Source organism: Streptomyces gobitricini, from assembly GCF_039532985.1.
GTDB lineage: Bacteria > Actinomycetota > Actinomycetes > Streptomycetales > Streptomycetaceae > Streptomyces > Streptomyces gobitricini.
On the sequence record NZ_BAAASR010000030.1, the window covers coordinates 72,801 to 87,701 of the forward strand.

Sequence of the window (14,901 nt, forward strand, 5' to 3'; positions counted from 1 at the left end):
CGCGCCGCATCCCGGTCAGCGGTACAGGGCCTCGATCTCCGCCGCGTACACCGTCTCGATCGCCTTGCGCTTCAGCTTCAGCGACGGCGTCAGCAGTCCGTGCTCCTCGGTGAACGGATGGGCGAGGATCCGGAACGTACGGATCGACTCGGCCTGCGACACCAGCGTGTTCGCCGCCACCACGGCCCGTCGTATCTCCGCCTCCAGCGCCGGGTCCCGCACCAGCTCGGCGGGCGGCAGGGGCGGGCGGTTCTGCATGGCCAGCCAGTGGTCGACCGCCTCCTGGTCGAGGGTCACCAGCGCCGCGATGTACGGGCGGTCGTTGCCGACCACGACGCACTGCGCCACCAGGGGGTGGGACCGCACCCGCTCCTCCAGACCGGACGGCGGCACGCTCTTGCCGCCGGAGGTCACCAGCATCTCCTTCTTCCGCCCCGTGATCGTCAGATAGCCGTCCGCGTCGAGCGCCCCCAGGTCACCGGTCGCCAGCCAGCCGTCGCGGAGCACGGCGGCGGTCGCGTCCGGGTTGCCCAGGTACCCGGAGAAGACGTGCGGGCCGCGCAGCCACACCTCGCCGTCCTCCGCGATGTGCACCGTCGTGCCCGGGATGGGCGGGCCCACCGTGCCGTACCTGGTCCGCTCCGGCGGGTTCGCGGTGGCCGCCGACGCCGACTCGGTCAGCCCGTACCCCTCGTACACGGTGACGCCCGCGCCCTCGAAGAACAGGCCGAGGCGCCGGGCCATCCCCGATCCGCCCGACATCGCGTGCCGCACCCGCCCGCCCAGAGCCTCGCGCACCTTCCCGTACACGACCTTGTCGAAGAACTGGTGCTGCACCCGCAGGGCGGCCGACGGGCCCGGGCCCAGCCCGAAGGCCTTCCGCTCCAGCGCCTCCGCATACCGCACCGCCACTTCGACGGCCTTGTCGAAGGGCCCGGTCCTCCCCTCCACCTCCGCCCGGCGCCGCGCCGCCTGGAAGACCTTCTCGAAGATGTACGGGACGGCGAGCACGAACGTCGGCCGGAACGCCGCCAGGTCGGCCAGCAGCGGGCCGGCCGCCAGCTGCGGCTGATGGCCGAACTTCACCCGCTTGCGGACCGCCGCGACCTCCACCATCCGCCCGAAGACGTGGGCCAGCGGCAGGAACAGCAGCGTCGACGCCTCGTCGCCGGGCTTGGAGTGGAACACCGGCTCCCAGCGGCTGACCAGCGTCTCCGCCTCGAACATGAAGTTGGCGTGCGTCAGCACGCACCCCTTGGGGCGGCCCGTCGTCCCGGACGTGTAGATCACCGTGGCGATCGACTCGGGCGTCACCGCCCGCCGGTGCCGCTGCACCACCTCCTCGTCGATCCGCGCCCCCGCCGCCATCAGCTCGCCGACCGCCCCGGCGTCCAGCTGCCACAGCCGCTTCAGCCGGGGCAACCGGTCGATCACCGAGCCGACGGTCATGGCGTGGTCCTCGTGCTCCACCACGCAGGCGGTCACCCCGGCGTCGTGCAGCATCCAGTGGACCTGGTCGGCGGAGGAGGTGGGGTAGACCGGGACGGACTGCGCGCCGACCGTCCACAGGGCGAAGTCGAACAGCGTCCACTCGTAACGCGTGCGCGCCATGATGGCGACCCGGTCCCCGAACCGCACACCGTCCGCGAGCAGCCCCTTGGCGAGCGCCAGCACCTCGTCCCGGAACTCCGCCGCCGTCACGTCGGCCCACCGGCCGTCCGCGTCCTTGCGGCCGAGCGCGACGCGGTCCGGGTCGTCCATGGCGTGCTCGAATACGGAATCGGCCAGTCCGCCGACCAGGGGAGCCATCGCCACGGGTGGGACAGAGAACTCGCGCAATGGCCTGCTCCTTGGGGGGCGCTCCGCACGGCGGAGGGTGACGGTACCCCAGACCGGACCCGGCGCGGGAGGGTCTTCGTGGACCCCGCCCGTACGGGTATCGCCACTGGTCAGGAGCTAAGTACCCGGCCACGGCGGTGGGCGCGCGCGGATTACTGACCGCCGGGTAAGTAGCGGGTGCCGGAATCTCCACCGAATCTGTACGCCCCGCGCACGCCCGGCCTCCCGTCCGGCGGACCGCCACGCAGGCCGGTCAGTGTCCCCCGTCCTCGGCGGCCGCCCGCGAGGGCCCGGCTGCCGTCAGCGGTCGACCGCCGCGGCGTGCAGCCGGTCGCCGCCCGCGAGGATGGCCGCCGCCAGGGCGTCCGCCGCCTCCTGGGCGGTGCCACGGGGGCGGCCGTGGAGGAGGACGAAGTCCACATCGCCCAGCTCCGGCAGGCCGGCCCGGGCCGGGACCGGGACGAGGCCCGGCGGGACCAGACCACGGGCGTGGGCCATCACGCCCAGGCCCGCGCGGGCGGCGGCGATCAGCCCGCTGAGGCTCGCACTCGCGCAGACGATCCGCCAGGGGCGCCCGTGCGCCTCCAGCGCCTCCACGGCACGGGCCCGCGTGATACCCGGCGGCGGGAAGGCGATCAGCGGTACCGGCCGGTCCGGGTCCACCCGCAGCCGGGGCGCGCCGATCCACGTCAGAGTGGAGCGCCAGACCAGCCGGCCCTGGACGTCACCGCCGCGCCGCTTGGCGAGGACCAGGTCCAGACGCCCGGCCGCCAGCTTCTCGTGCAGCGTGCCGGAGAGGCCGACCGTCAGCTCCAGGTCCACCTCCGGGTGCTCGCGGCGGAACGACTCGAGGACCTCGGGCAGCCGGGTCAGCACGAAGTCCTCCGACACCCCGAAGCGCAGCCGTCCGCGCAGCCGCGTACCGGTGAAGAACGCCGCCGCCCGCTCGTGCGCCGCCAGGATCGTCCGGGCGAAGCCGAGCATCGCCTCGCCGTCCTCCGTGAGCTCCACACTGTGGGTGTCCCGGGTGAACAGCGCCCGCCCCACCGCCTCCTCCAGCCGGCGCACGTGCTGGCTGACCGTGGACTGGCGCAGCCCGAGACGCCGGGCGGCCTGGGTGAAGCTCAGGGTCTGCGCCACGGCCAGGAACGTGCGCAGCTGGGTCGGCTCGTACACCCGCCCCACCCTAGCCGCTTATCGTGCAGCGTGATATCAGTCAGAGCGGTGTACGGGATTCCCGATCGACCCGGGTCCGGGGACGATGGAGAGGGCCCGATCCGACACCGAGAGCACGTGGAGCACATGAGCCGCCGACCCCCGATCCCGCGCCCGCCGATCGACCCGTACATCCTGGCGCTGCTGGCGACGGTGGCCCTCGCCGCGCTGCTGCCGGCGTCCGGCGCCGCCGCCGACGCGGCCGGCGGGATCTCGACGGGCGCGATCGCGCTGCTGTTCTTCCTCTACGGGGCGCGGCTGTCCACCGGCGAGGCGCTGGACGGGCTGAGGCACTGGCGGCTCCATGTGACCGTGCTGGCGGCGACGTTCGTGGTCTTCCCCCTGCTGGGGCTGGCCGCGAGGGGTCTCGTCCCGGTCGTGCTGACGCCCGCCCTGTACGGCGGACTGCTCTTTCTCTGCCTGGTGCCGTCCACCATCCAGTCGTCGATCGCCTTCACCTCGATGGCGCGGGGCAACGTGCCCGCCGCGATCTGCGCCGGCTCCTTCTCGTCCCTCGCCGGGATCGTCCTGACGCCGCTGCTGGCCGCCCTGCTGCTGGGCGGCCCGGCGGGCGGCTTCTCGGCCGGCTCGCTGCTGCGCATCGCCCTGCAACTGCTGCTCCCGTTCCTCGCGGGGCAGCTGCTGCGCCGCTGGGTGGCCGGCTTCCTCACCCGGCACAAGAAGGTGCTGGGGTACGTCGACCGGGGCTCGATCCTGCTCGTGGTCTACACGGCGTTCAGCGAGGGCATGACCGAGGGCGTCTGGCACCAGGTGACCCCGGCCCGGCTGGCGGCCCTGCTGGGTGTCGAGGCCGTGCTGCTGGCCGCGATGCTGGCGCTCACCTGGTACGGGGCGGGGCGGCTCGGTTTCGGCCGGGAGGACCGGATCGCGATCCAGTTCGCCGGGTCCAAGAAGAGCCTGGCGGCCGGCCTGCCGATGGCGAGCGTGCTGTTCGGGGCGCACGCCTCGCTCGCGGTGCTGCCGCTGATGCTCTTCCACCAGATGCAGCTGATGGTCTGCGCGGTCATCGCCGGACGCCGCGCGAACGATCCGGTGCCCGTACCGCCCCCGGCCGGCCCCCGCCCGGCGGAACCCGCCCGCCGCTGAGCTCCGCGGCGCGCCGTGCGGCAGCCCGCCGTGACCCCCGCCCCCGGAGTCCGCCGCCCGGCGTCCGCCGTCGCCGGTCGCGATCCGCCGCGGCGGCGGAGCGCGCACCCCACCGCCCGGTGATGATCACACGGGTCGCTACCGTGAGCGCATGCCCGCACTCGACGCGCCGGACGCCGCCCGGTGAACCGCATGAACCGCACCTGGATACGCCCCGGCGCCGCCCGCCCCTGTTCCCTGGTGGTCTGCCGCGGCTGCTGCTGTGGTGACGCCCGTAAGCACCCGGGTACCGACCACGCCGGTCAGCTGGCCCGGCTGCGGGAGGCCGCCGAGGCCTCCGGCGGCCGGCTCGCCGTCCGGACCAGCGACTGCCTCGGGCCCTGCGGCCAGGCCAACGTGGTGGTGGTCCAGCCCTCCACCGACGCCCGGCGGCGCGGCGCCCGTGCCGCCTGGATCGGCTGGGCGCTCGACGACGACTGTCTCGACGACATTCTGGCGTGGGTGGAGGCGGGCGGGCCGGGCGTCGCCGACCCCCCGGCCACGCTGATGCTCCAGATGATCGACGCGCCGAGGAAGTAGCGGGCCGGCACGCCGGTGCGGTACGGGGCCCGGCAAGGGCGCACTCCGCGGCCGTTCGGGCCCGGTCGCCGTTCGGGCCCGTCGGCCACCGGCCCGGTCACCGTTGGGGCCCGTCGGCCGTACGGGCACGTACGCGGGACGGGACCCGGTGTCAGTCCCCGGAGGCGGCGTCCTTCAGGGCGATACGGTCCTCACCCGCGTACACGTTCATGTTCCGGCCGCGCAGGAAGCCGACCAGCGTCAGGCCCGTCTCGGCTGCCAGGTCCACGGCGAGGGACGACGGCGCCGACACCGAAGCCAGCAGCGGGATGCCCGCCATCACCGCCTTCTGCGCCAGCTCGAACGAGGCCCGGCCCGACACCAGCAGGATCGCCCGGTCCAGCGGCAGCAGGTCCTCCCGTAGCGCCCGGCCGACCAGTTTGTCCACCGCGTTGTGCCGGCCGACGTCCTCCCGTACGTCCAGCAGCTCGCCGTCCTCCGAGAACAGCGCGGCCGCGTGCAGCCCGCCGGTCCGGTCGAAGACCCGCTGCGCCGCCCGCAGCCGGTCGGGGAGGACGGCGAGGAGCCCGGGCTCGACGAGGAGCGGGGGAGTGTCGGCGATGGGGAAGCGGGTGGTGGTGCGCACGGCGTCCAGGCCGGCCTTGCCGCACAGGCCGCACGACGAGGTGGTGTAGACGTTCCGCTCCAGCGTGATGTCCGGCACGGTCACGCCGGGAGCGAGCTGTACGTCCACCACGTTGTAGGTGTTCGTCCCGTCGTCCTTGGCGCCGGCGCAGTACACGATGTTCCGCACCTCCCGCGCCGAACCGAGCACGCCCTCGCTGACGAGGAAGCCGGCCGCGAGCGCGAAGTCGTCACCGGGTGTACGCATGGTGACGGCCAGGGGCTTGCCGCCCAGCCGGATCTCCAGCGGTTCCTCGGCGACCAGGGTGTCCGGGCGGGCCGAGACCGCGCCGTCGCGGATGCGGATGACGCGGCGGCGCTCGGTGACCCGTCCCATGGTGATCAGCCCCGGTTCTGCACGTGGTGGTGGCCGCGAGGGCCTCGGTGGAGAGGTTGCCGTGGGTCACCGGTTCGTCGTGCGGCGAGGTGACCACGGCGGTCTCATTGTCCCGCACGCGCGGGCCGCGGCCGCGGCCGCGGCCCCCGCGCGCCCGGCGCCGCCGGGCCGCCGCCGCGGTCCTGACCGGTCACGGCGGGGCGGGTCCGGGACCGCGGCCGTACCCCCGGCTTTTCACGGCGGGCGGCAGCCGGGAAACGGGATGTTGCGGAGTCTCCAAGAGGCGGACGTAAATCCTGTTGGTTCACCTCACCGGTTACTCGTCAGTCGCTGACGAGACTGAGGAGCTCCTGTACGCAGCCGAAGCACACGCAACACTGCGCACACCACGTTCGCACACCAAGGGGGTCCCGAGCATGACGGGCACTCGTATCGCCGCGCTCGGGCACTACCAGCCCGCCAGGGTCCTGACGAACGCCGACCTGGCCGCGCTGGTCGACACCAGCGACGAGTGGATCACCAGCCGGGTCGGCATCAGGACCCGCCACGTCGCGGGCCCCGACGAACCCGTCGACGAGATGGCCGCCCACGCGGGCGCCAAGGCGCTGGCCACCGCCGGGCTCACACCGGCCGACATCGACCTGGTCCTGGTCGCCACCTCCACGGCGATCGACCGCTCCCCGAACACCGCGGCCCGGGTGGCCGCCCGGCTCGGGATGGGGGCGCCCGCCACCATGGACCTCAACGTCGTGTGCGCCGGTTTCACCCACGCGCTGGCCACCGCGGACCATGCCGTACGGGCGGGCTCGTCGGCGCGTGCCCTGGTGATCGGTGCCGACAAGATGACCGAGGTCACCGACTGGACGGACCGGACCACCTGCGTCCTGGTCGGTGACGGCGCGGGCGCGGCCGTCGTCGAGGCGGCGCCCGGCGACTCCGGTATCGGCCCGGTGCTGTGGGGCTCCGTCCCGGAGATGGGCCACGCCGTCCGCATCGAGGGCACCCCGCCACGGTTCGCCCAGGAGGGCCAGGCGGTCTACCGCTGGGCCACCACCCAGCTGCCGCCGATCGCCCGCAAGGTGTGCGAACGGGCGGGCATCGCGCCCGAGGACCTGGCGGCCGTGGTGCTGCACCAGGCGAACCTGCGCATCATCGAGCCGGTCGCGCGGCGGATCGGCGCCGTGAACGCGGTGATCGCCCGCGATGTCACCGAGTCCGGCAACACGTCCGCCGCCTCCATCCCCATGGCGCTCAGCAAGCTGGTCGAGCGGGGCGAGGTCGCGTCGGGTGCCCCCGCGCTGCTGTTCGGCTTCGGCGGGAACCTCTCGTACGCCGGTCAGGTCGTGCGCGTCCCCTGACCGAGGCGGGGGACGCGGCACGCGCCCCGTCCCCGCCCGGTGAGCGCCGCAGGGCGCCGTACCGGGCCCGCCGGTCGTCGCGGGGTGTCCCGCCGCCCGCCGTGTGAGGCGCCGAGGCGGGCCGGTACGGCGGAGGGGGCCGAGCCGGCCGACGGCCCGGCGCCGTGGAGCGGGCCGATCCGCGTCGCGAGCGGGTCCGGCGCCCCCCGGCGCCCGCCCCGGCTTGCGGCGGCACGCGTGGGTCACCCGTGGCGCACCAGAGGGCTTTGTCCTGACGGTGGGGAAAGTTGGCGCCGATTGACGCGCAACTTCTTCCCCCTGCGGCAAAGCGCTGCTACGTTCCCCCTCGAAAGCAGCGCACAGAAGCCGGACACCGACGGTGGGGAGGGACGCGTGAGACGTATGACGGCCCGACCCGCCAACGCGCACCAGGCCCGCCTGCTGCGGCTGTTGCGCGACGGCGGGCCCAACTCGCGGGCACAGCTGGGCGATCAGGTCGACCTGTCCCGCTCCAAGCTGGCCGTCGAGGTGGACCGGCTCCTGGAGACCGGACTCGTGGTGGCGGACGGCCTCGCCGCGTCGCGCGGCGGACGACGGTCGCACAACATCCGCCTCGCGCCCGGCCTCCGCTTCCTCGGCGTGGACATCGGTGCCACCTCGATCGACGTGGCCGTCACCAACGCCGAGCTGGAGGTACTGGGCCACCTCAACCACCCCATGGACGTCCGCGAAGGCCCCGTCGCCGTGTTCGAGCAGGTGCTCGCCCTGGCGGCCAAGCTCCGGGCGTCAGGCCTCGCCGAGGGTTTCGACGGCGCCGGGATAGGCGTACCCGGCCCGGTCCGCTTCCCCGAGGGCGTACCGGTCGCCCCGCCGATCATGCCCGGCTGGGACGGGTTCCCCGTCCGGGAGGCGCTCAGCCAGGAGCTGGGCTGCCCGGTCATGGTCGACAACGACGTGAACCTGATGGCGATGGGGGAGCAGCACGCGGGCGTGGCCCGCTCCGCACGCGACTACCTCTGCGTCAAGATCGGCACGGGCATCGGCTGCGGCATCGTCGTCGGGGGCGAGGTCTACCGCGGTACGACGGGCAGCGCCGGCGACATCGGGCACATCCAGGTCGTCCCGGACGGCCGCCCGTGCGCCTGCGGCAACCGGGGCTGCCTGGAAGCCCACTTCAGCGGCGCGGCGCTCGCCCGGGACGCCGAGGACGCGGCGCGGGCCGGCCGGTCGGACGAGCTCGCCCGGCGGCTGGAGGCGGCCGGCAGGCTGACCGCCGTGGACGTCGCCGCCGGTGCCGCCGCCGGGGACGCCACCTCACTGGCCCTGATCCGCGAGGGCGGTGACCACGTCGGCCGGGTCATCGCCGGGCTCGTCAGCTTCTTCAACCCCGGCCTGGTGGTGATCGGCGGCGGGGTGACCGGCCTCGGCCACAACCTGCTCGCCGCCGTCCGCACCCAGGTCTACCGCACCTCCCTGCCCCTGGCCACCGGCAACCTGCCCATCGTGCTGGGGGAGCTGGGCGCCGCCGCCGGAGTCACCGGTGCCGCCCGGCTCATCAGCGACCACCTGTTCTCACCGGCCTGACCCACAGGCAGGGCACACGCGACACCCCGTACGCAGCACCGACGTACGCACCGCCACCGCTCACCCGCACACCTGGTCATTCGCCCTGCCCGCTCACCGGCACCGCACCCGCCCGCCGAGGGGATCCGTCATGGCAACACCAGAACCACCCCTGCTCACCATGTCCGGCATCACCAAGTCGTTCCCCGGCGTACGCGCCCTCGACGGCGTCGACCTGGAGGTCCGGCCCGGCGAGGTCCACTGCCTCCTCGGCCAGAACGGCGCCGGGAAGTCCACCCTCATCAAGGTCCTCGCAGGCGTCCACCAGCCCGACGGCGGAACGATCACCTGGCGCGGCGAGCGGGTGGCCCTCAAGTCGCCCATCGCCGCGATGCGCCTGGGCATCGCGACCATCTACCAGGAACTCGACCTGGTGGAAGGCCTCTCCGTGGCCGAGAACGTCTTCCTCGGCCACGAGCCCACCACCGCCGGTTTCGTCGTACGCGGCCGGAGCGCCCGGGCCGCCACCACCGTCCTGCTGCGCCGCCTGGGCCACCCGGAGATCGACCCGGCGCGAGCGGTCGGCGAACTGTCCGCCGCTCAGCGGCAGATCGTCTCCATGGCCCGCGCGCTCTCCCACGACGTACGTCTCATCGTCATGGACGAGCCGTCCGCCGCTCTCGACCCCGATGAGACCGCCAACCTCTTCCGGATCGTCGGCGACCTCACCGCGGGCGGGGTCGCGGTCGTCCACATCTCCCACCGCCTGGAGGAGATCCGCCGCATCGGCGACCGCGTCACCGTGCTCAAGGACGGGCGCGCCGTCGCCGTGGGACTGCCCGCCGACGGCACACCGACACGCGACATCGTCGCCATGATGACCGGCCGGAATGTCGAGTACGTCTTCCCCGAGCGGCCCACGACCTCACCACCCCGCACCCGGACACCCGTCCTGAGGACCGAGGGCCTGGCCCGGGACGGGGAGTTCGCACCGGTCGACCTGGAACTGTGGCCGGGGGAGATCGTCGGGCTCGCCGGGCTCGTCGGCTCCGGACGCTCCGAGATCCTGGAGACGGTCTACGGCGCCCGGCGCCCGAGCGCCGGCCGCGTCCTCGTCGACGGCCGGCCGCTGCGCCCCGGCAGCGTCCGCGCCGCCGTCCGCGCCGGACTCGGGCTCGCCCCCGAGGAACGCAAGGCGCAGGGCCTGCTGCTGCTCGAATCCGTCACGCGCAACGTCTCCGTGTCGTCCCTCTCCCGCTTCTCGCGCGGCGGCTGGATCGACCGCACCGCCGAGCGTGACGCCGCCCGCGCCGCCACCCGTGAACTGTCGCTGCGCCCCGACGACCCCGACGCCCGCGTCCGCACCCTGTCCGGCGGCAACCAGCAGAAGGCGGTGCTCGCCCGCTGGCTGCTGCGCGGCTGCCGCGTCCTCCTCCTCGACGAGCCGACCCGCGGCGTGGACGTCGGCGCCCGCGCCGAGCTGTACGCCGTGATCCGCCGCCTCGCCGACGAGGGGCTCGCCGTCCTGCTGGTCTCCAGCGAGGTGCCCGAGGTGCTGGGCCTCGCCGACCGGGTGCTGGTGCTCCGGGAGGGGGAGGTCGTGCACACGGCGCCGGCCCGGGAGCTCGACGAACACCGCGTACTCGACCTTGTGATGGAAGGGAGCCCGACGTCATGACGCAGCCCGCTCCGGTCACGACCGCCGAACCGCCCGTCGGCAAAGCCGGTGGGCGGCCGAGCCTGGGGCTGCGGGCCGATGTCCGTAACCTCTCCCTCCTCGGCGTCCTCGCCGTACTGATCGCGGTCGGTGGCGTCACCAGGCCCGACCAGTTCCTCGACACCTCCAACCTCCAACTGGTGCTCACCCAGGCGTCCGTCATCGGCGTCGTCACCGTCGGCATGACGTTCGTCATCACCAGCGGCGGCATCGACCTGTCGGTCGGCGCGATCGTCGCCCTCGCCTCCGTGTGGGCGACCACCGTGGCCACGCAGGAGTACGGTTTCGCCGGCATCCTGTTCACCGCCGTGGTGGTGGGGCTCGGCTGCGGCCTGGTGAACGGGGTCCTCATCGCCTACGGGGGCATGGTGCCCTTCATCGCGACGCTGGCCATGCTCGCCTCGGCGCGCGGCCTCGCCCTCCAGATCACCGACGGCAGGACCCAGATCGTCACCGTCCAGTCCGTCCTCGACCTCGGCGTGCCCGACGCGTACGTCCTCGGCGTACCGCCGCTCGTCCTCGTCTTCGCCGCCGTCACCGTCGTCGGCTGGCTGCTGCTGAACCGCACCACCTTCGGCCGGCGCACCGTCGCCGTCGGCGGCAACGCGGAGGCGGCGCGGCTCGCCGGGATCGACGTACGCCGCCAGCGCCTCTACCTGTACCTGTTGTCGGGTCTGTGCTGCGGCATCGCGGCGTTCCTGCTGATCGTCCTGGCGGGCTCGGGCCAGAACACCAACGGCAACCTGTACGAACTCGACGCGATCGCGGCGGCGATCATCGGCGGCACTCTCCTCAGCGGGGGACGCGGCACCATCGTCGGCTCCGTACTCGGCGTCCTGGTCTTCACCACGATCACCAACATCTTCGCCCTGAACAACCTGCAGAGCGACGTCCAGCAGATCGCCAAGGGCGCGATCATCGTCGCCGCCGTCCTGGTCCAGCGCCGCACCGCACGCGGCTCCGGCGAGGCCTGACACCCCGCCGCCCCCCTGTGACACCGCCCTACCGGAAGGGTCCCACCGCCATGCCACGCACCAGCCGCAGAAGACTGCTCTTCGGTACCGCCGCCGTCTCCGTCGGCGCGCTGCTGACCGCCTGCACCAGCAACGAACCCAAGAACTCCGCCCCCGACACCGGCGGCGCTCCCGCCGCCGACGACAAGCCCGGCCCGCCCGTCACCATCGGCTTCGCCGGGCCGCAGGCCGACCACGGGTGGCTCAACGCCATCAACGAGAACGCCAAGCGGCGGGCGGAGAAGTACTCCGAGGTGACCCTGGAGATCACCGAGGGCTCCAACGACACCGCCGCCCAGATCGGCCAGATCCAGACCCTGATCAACAAGAAGGTCGACGTCCTGGTGATCCTGCCGGCCGACGGCAAGGCCCTCACCCAGGTGGGCCTCCAGGCCATGAGGGCCGGCATCCCGGTGATCAACCTCGACCGGGTCTTCGCCTCCCCGCAGGCGTACCGCTGCTGGATCGGCGGCGACAACTACGGCATGGGGCTCAACGCCGGCCGCTACATCGGCGAACAGCTCAAGGACAAGCCGGACGCCAAGGTCGTCGAACTGGCCGGCCTCGACAACCTGGAGTTGACCAAGCAGCGCACCCAGGGCTTCGACGACGCCCTGAAGAACTACCCCAACATCAAGAAGGTGGCGCGGCAGGCCGCCGAGTTCACCGTCGAGTCCGGCCAGGCAAAGATGGCCCAACTGCTGCAGGCGCAGCAGCGGTTCGACGCCCTCTGGAACCACGACGACGACCAGGGCGCGGGCGCGCTGCGCGCCATCCAGCAGGCGGGCCGCGACGACTTCCTGATGGTCGGCGGGGCGGGCGCCAAGGCGGCCATGGACGCCATCAAGGCGGACGACGGCGTCCTCAAGGCAACGGTGCTCTATCCGCCGACCATGGCCGCCTCCGCCATCGACCTGGCCCGCGCGCTGGGCCAGAAGAAGGGCGTCGGCGGCATGGCGGAGCTGGAGATACCGGCGTCGATCACCCTGTACTCGGCCGTCGTCACCAAGGAGAACGTCGACGAGTACCTGCCGACGGGCTTCAGCTGATCCGGCTCTGCCCGCCCCCACCGAGCAATCGACGAGGAGGAACCGTATGGCCGGGAAGGAACAGACCGACGGCCGGGTCCCGGGGCGGACCCTGGGAATCGGCATGGTCGGGTACGCGTTCATGGGCGCCGCCCACTCACAGGGCTGGCGCACCGTGGGCCGTGTCTTCGACCTGCCGCTGCGGCCGGTGCTCGCCGCCGTCTGCGGACGCGACGCCACCGCCGTGCGGGCGGCGGCGGACAGACACGGCTGGGCGGCCGCCGAGACCGACTGGCGGGACCTCGTCGCGCGCGACGACGTCGACGTGGTGGACATCTGCACCCCGGGCGACAGCCATGCGGAGATCGCCATCGCCGCTCTGGAGGCGGGCAAACACGTCCTGTGCGAGAAGCCCCTCGCCAACACCGTCGCCGAGGCGGAGGCGATGGTCACGGCCGCCGGGCGGGCCCGCACACGCGGGCAGGCTGCCATGGTCGGCTTCAACTACCGGCGCGTGCCCGCCATGACGTACGCGCGGGAGCTCGTCGCGGACGGGAGGCTGGGCGGGCTGCGCCACGTCCGGGTCACGTACTTGCAGGACTGGCTGGTGGACCCGGAGTTCCCGCTGACCTGGCGGCTGGAGCGCAAGCACGCCGGATCGGGCGCGCTGGGGGACCTGGGCGCCCACATCGTGGACCTGGCGCAGTACCTGGCGGGGGAGCCGATCGTGGGGGTGTCGGCGCTCACCGAGACCTTCGTGCGCGAACGACCGCTGCTCGCCGGCGCGTCGGCCGGGCTCTCGGCGCCGGGGGGCGCCGAGCGCGGGACGGTGACGGTGGACGACGCGGCGCTGTTCACGGGCCGGCTGGCGTCGGGAGCGCTCGTGTCGTTCGAGGCGTCCCGGATGGCCGCGGGCCGCAAGAACGCGCTGCGGCTGGAGATCAACGGTGAGCGGGGGTCGCTCGCCTTCGACCTGGAACGGCTGAACGAGCTGTCGTTCTACGACGGGGGCGACCCCGCGCGGTCGGCCGGCTTCCGGCGCGTCCTGGTCACCGAGCCGGACCACCCCTACCTGGAGGCGTGGTGGCCGCCCGGACACGCCCTGGGGTACGAACACACCTTCGTCCACCAGGCGCGCGACCTGGTCCACGCCATCGCCTCGGGCACCGAGCCGGCGCCGTCCTTCGCGGACGGGCTGCGTGTGCAGCGGGTGCTCGCGGCCGTGGAGGAGAGCGCCGAGAAGAACGCCGTCTACACCCCCGTGTCGCCGTAGGAGGTCCGCCGTGCCACGTCCCTTCACCCTCTTCACCGGCCAGTGGGCCGACCTGCCGCTGGAGGAGGTCTGCCGCCTCGCCCGCGACTTCGGTTACGACGGCCTCGAACTCGCCTGCTGGGGTGACCACTTCGAGGTCGACAAGGCGCTGGGCGACCCCTCCTACCTGGACGGGCGGCGGGCGCTGCTCGACACGTACGGCCTGAAGTGCTGGGCGATCTCCAACCACCTGGTCGGCCAGGCCGTCTGCGACCACCCCATCGACGAGCGTCACCAGGCGATCGTGCCGGGGCGGATCTGGGGCGACGGCGACCCCGAGGGCGTGCGGCGGCGGGCCGCGCGGGAACTCGCGGACACCGCGCGGGCGGCGGCCGCCTTCGGCGTGACGACGGTGATCGGATTCACCGGGTCGTCCATCTGGCACCTGGTGGCGATGTTCCCGCCGGTGCCGGAGCGGATGATCGAGCGCGGGTACGAGGACTTCGCCGAGCGGTGGAACCCGATCCTGGACGTGTTCGACGCGGAGGGCGTGCGGTTCGCCCACGAGGTGCACCCCGGCGAGATCGCGTACGACTACTGGACCACGCGGCGGGCCCTGGAGGCGGTGGACCGGCGCCCCGCCTTCGGGCTCAACTTCGACCCGAGCCACTTCGTGTGGCAGGACCTCGATCCGGTGGGGTTCCTGTACGACTTCCGGGACCGGATCTACCACGTGGACTGCAAGGAGGCGCGGCGGCGGCTCGACGGCCGAAACGGCCGGCTCGGCTCCCACCTGCCGTGGGGCGACCCGCGGCGCGGCTGGGACTTCGTGTCGGCCGGGCACGGGGACGTGCCGTGGGAGGACGTCTTCCGGATGCTGCGCTCGATCGGGTACGACGGGCCGGTGTCGGTGGAGTGGGAGGACGCGGGGATGGACCGGCTGACGGGCGCCCCGGAAGCGCTTGCCACGCTGAAGCGGTACGACTTCGACCCGCCCACGGCCTCCTTCGACGCCGCGTTCGGGGGCGCCGACTAGGGAAGAACACCAGGTCGACAGCCCGGTGGTGGGTACCGCCACCGGGCGGCCCGGGCTGCCCGGTGACGTCTTCGTCCACCGCAGGGAAGAAGGGTGACGGGCGTCGCGCACAAGGGCTTTCGGCGCCGGAGCAACCCGGCTAACGTCCCTTCCGTACAGCCTTGAGGTGTACAGGACACCGCCATCGGGCTCGC

12 protein-coding genes and 1 pseudogene are annotated in these 14,901 nt (G+C 73.3%); 9 read left to right on the forward strand and 4 right to left on the reverse strand.

Annotated features, from left to right (window positions below):
* Positions 1-15: 15 nt before the first annotated feature.
* Both ABD347_RS25060 and ABD347_RS25065 read right to left on the reverse strand, forming a co-directional pair.
* A complete protein-coding gene (locus tag ABD347_RS25060) occupies positions 16-1,815 on the reverse strand; it encodes an AMP-dependent synthetase/ligase (protein ID WP_344365454.1) in 1,800 nt (599 codons plus the stop codon).
* 324 nt (positions 1,816-2,139) lie between these two features.
* Positions 2,140-3,015, reverse strand: a complete 876-nt coding sequence (locus tag ABD347_RS25065; protein WP_425575757.1) for a LysR substrate-binding domain-containing protein — start codon at positions 3,013-3,015, stop codon at positions 2,140-2,142.
* 126 nt (positions 3,016-3,141) lie between these two features.
* Between ABD347_RS25065 and ABD347_RS25070 the strand changes: the two genes are divergently transcribed.
* Positions 3,142-4,161: a bile acid:sodium symporter family protein gene (locus tag ABD347_RS25070; RefSeq protein WP_344365317.1), complete on the forward strand. Its 1,020-nt coding sequence runs from the start codon at positions 3,142-3,144 to the stop codon at positions 4,159-4,161.
* A 192-nt stretch (positions 4,162-4,353) separates the two neighbouring features.
* On the forward strand, positions 4,354-4,740 hold the full coding sequence (locus tag ABD347_RS25075; protein WP_344365319.1) for a (2Fe-2S) ferredoxin domain-containing protein: 387 nt from the start codon (positions 4,354-4,356) through the stop codon (positions 4,738-4,740).
* Between the two features lie 151 nt (positions 4,741-4,891).
* On the opposite strand, the gene fdhD is transcribed toward ABD347_RS25075, so the two are convergent.
* Both fdhD and ABD347_RS25085 read right to left on the reverse strand, forming a co-directional pair.
* Positions 4,892-5,740 carry a formate dehydrogenase accessory sulfurtransferase FdhD gene (gene fdhD, locus ABD347_RS25080; protein ID WP_344365321.1) on the reverse strand — a complete coding sequence of 283 codons (849 nt, stop codon included), beginning with the start codon at positions 5,738-5,740 and terminating at the stop codon, positions 4,892-4,894.
* 5 nt (positions 5,741-5,745) lie between these two features.
* Positions 5,746-5,858: pseudogene (locus tag ABD347_RS25085) on the reverse strand (2Fe-2S iron-sulfur cluster-binding protein); the annotation flags it as partial.
* Between the two features lie 298 nt (positions 5,859-6,156).
* Between ABD347_RS25085 and ABD347_RS25090 the strand changes: the two are divergent.
* The 7 genes from ABD347_RS25090 to ABD347_RS25120 all read left to right on the forward strand — a co-directional run bounded on the left by ABD347_RS25090 (position 6,157) and on the right by ABD347_RS25120 (position 14,707).
* Positions 6,157-7,098: a beta-ketoacyl-ACP synthase III gene (locus ABD347_RS25090; RefSeq protein WP_344365324.1), complete on the forward strand. Its 942-nt coding sequence runs from the start codon at positions 6,157-6,159 to the stop codon at positions 7,096-7,098.
* 402 nt (positions 7,099-7,500) lie between these two features.
* Entirely contained in the window at positions 7,501-8,682 is a 1,182-nt protein-coding gene (locus ABD347_RS25095) for an ROK family transcriptional regulator (RefSeq protein WP_344365326.1), read from the forward strand.
* Between the two features lie 130 nt (positions 8,683-8,812).
* Positions 8,813-10,339 carry a sugar ABC transporter ATP-binding protein gene (locus ABD347_RS25100; RefSeq protein WP_344365327.1) on the forward strand — a complete coding sequence of 509 codons (1,527 nt, stop codon included), beginning with the start codon at positions 8,813-8,815 and terminating at the stop codon, positions 10,337-10,339.
* Positions 10,336-11,352: an ABC transporter permease gene (locus ABD347_RS25105; protein ID WP_344365329.1), complete on the forward strand. Its 1,017-nt coding sequence runs from the start codon at positions 10,336-10,338 to the stop codon at positions 11,350-11,352. The genes ABD347_RS25100 and ABD347_RS25105 overlap by 4 nt, the downstream gene beginning before the upstream one ends.
* Before the next feature lie 50 nt (positions 11,353-11,402).
* Positions 11,403-12,440, forward strand: a complete 1,038-nt coding sequence (locus ABD347_RS25110; RefSeq protein WP_344365330.1) for a substrate-binding domain-containing protein — start codon at positions 11,403-11,405, stop codon at positions 12,438-12,440.
* 46 nt (positions 12,441-12,486) lie between these two features.
* Positions 12,487-13,692: a Gfo/Idh/MocA family protein gene (locus ABD347_RS25115; RefSeq protein WP_344365331.1), complete on the forward strand. Its 1,206-nt coding sequence runs from the start codon at positions 12,487-12,489 to the stop codon at positions 13,690-13,692.
* Positions 13,693-13,702: 10 nt separating this feature from the next.
* Positions 13,703-14,707, forward strand: coding sequence for a sugar phosphate isomerase/epimerase family protein (locus ABD347_RS25120; RefSeq protein ID WP_344365333.1), 1,005 nt, complete (start codon positions 13,703-13,705; stop codon positions 14,705-14,707).
* The last annotated feature ends 194 nt before the right edge of the window (positions 14,708-14,901 follow it).

Excerpts from the sequence above, each read along its gene's own strand:
- ABD347_RS25115 (WP_344365331.1), top strand. The coding sequence starts at position 12,487 with ATGGCCGGGAAGGAACAGACCGACGGCCGGGTCCCGGGGCGGACCCTG.
- ABD347_RS25110 (WP_344365330.1), top strand. The coding sequence starts at position 11,403 with ATGCCACGCACCAGCCGCAGAAGACTGCTCTTCGGTACCGCCGCCGTC.
- ABD347_RS25095 (WP_344365326.1), top strand. The coding sequence starts at position 7,501 with ATGACGGCCCGACCCGCCAACGCGCACCAGGCCCGCCTGCTGCGGCTG.
- ABD347_RS25070 (WP_344365317.1), top strand. The coding sequence starts at position 3,142 with ATGAGCCGCCGACCCCCGATCCCGCGCCCGCCGATCGACCCGTACATC.
- ABD347_RS25105 (WP_344365329.1), top strand. The coding sequence starts at position 10,336 with ATGACGCAGCCCGCTCCGGTCACGACCGCCGAACCGCCCGTCGGCAAA.
- ABD347_RS25090 (WP_344365324.1), top strand. The coding sequence starts at position 6,157 with ATGACGGGCACTCGTATCGCCGCGCTCGGGCACTACCAGCCCGCCAGG.
- ABD347_RS25075 (WP_344365319.1), top strand. The coding sequence starts at position 4,354 with ATGAACCGCACCTGGATACGCCCCGGCGCCGCCCGCCCCTGTTCCCTG.
- fdhD (WP_344365321.1), bottom strand. The coding sequence starts at position 5,740 with ATGGGACGGGTCACCGAGCGCCGCCGCGTCATCCGCATCCGCGACGGC.
- ABD347_RS25100 (WP_344365327.1), top strand. The coding sequence starts at position 8,813 with ATGGCAACACCAGAACCACCCCTGCTCACCATGTCCGGCATCACCAAG.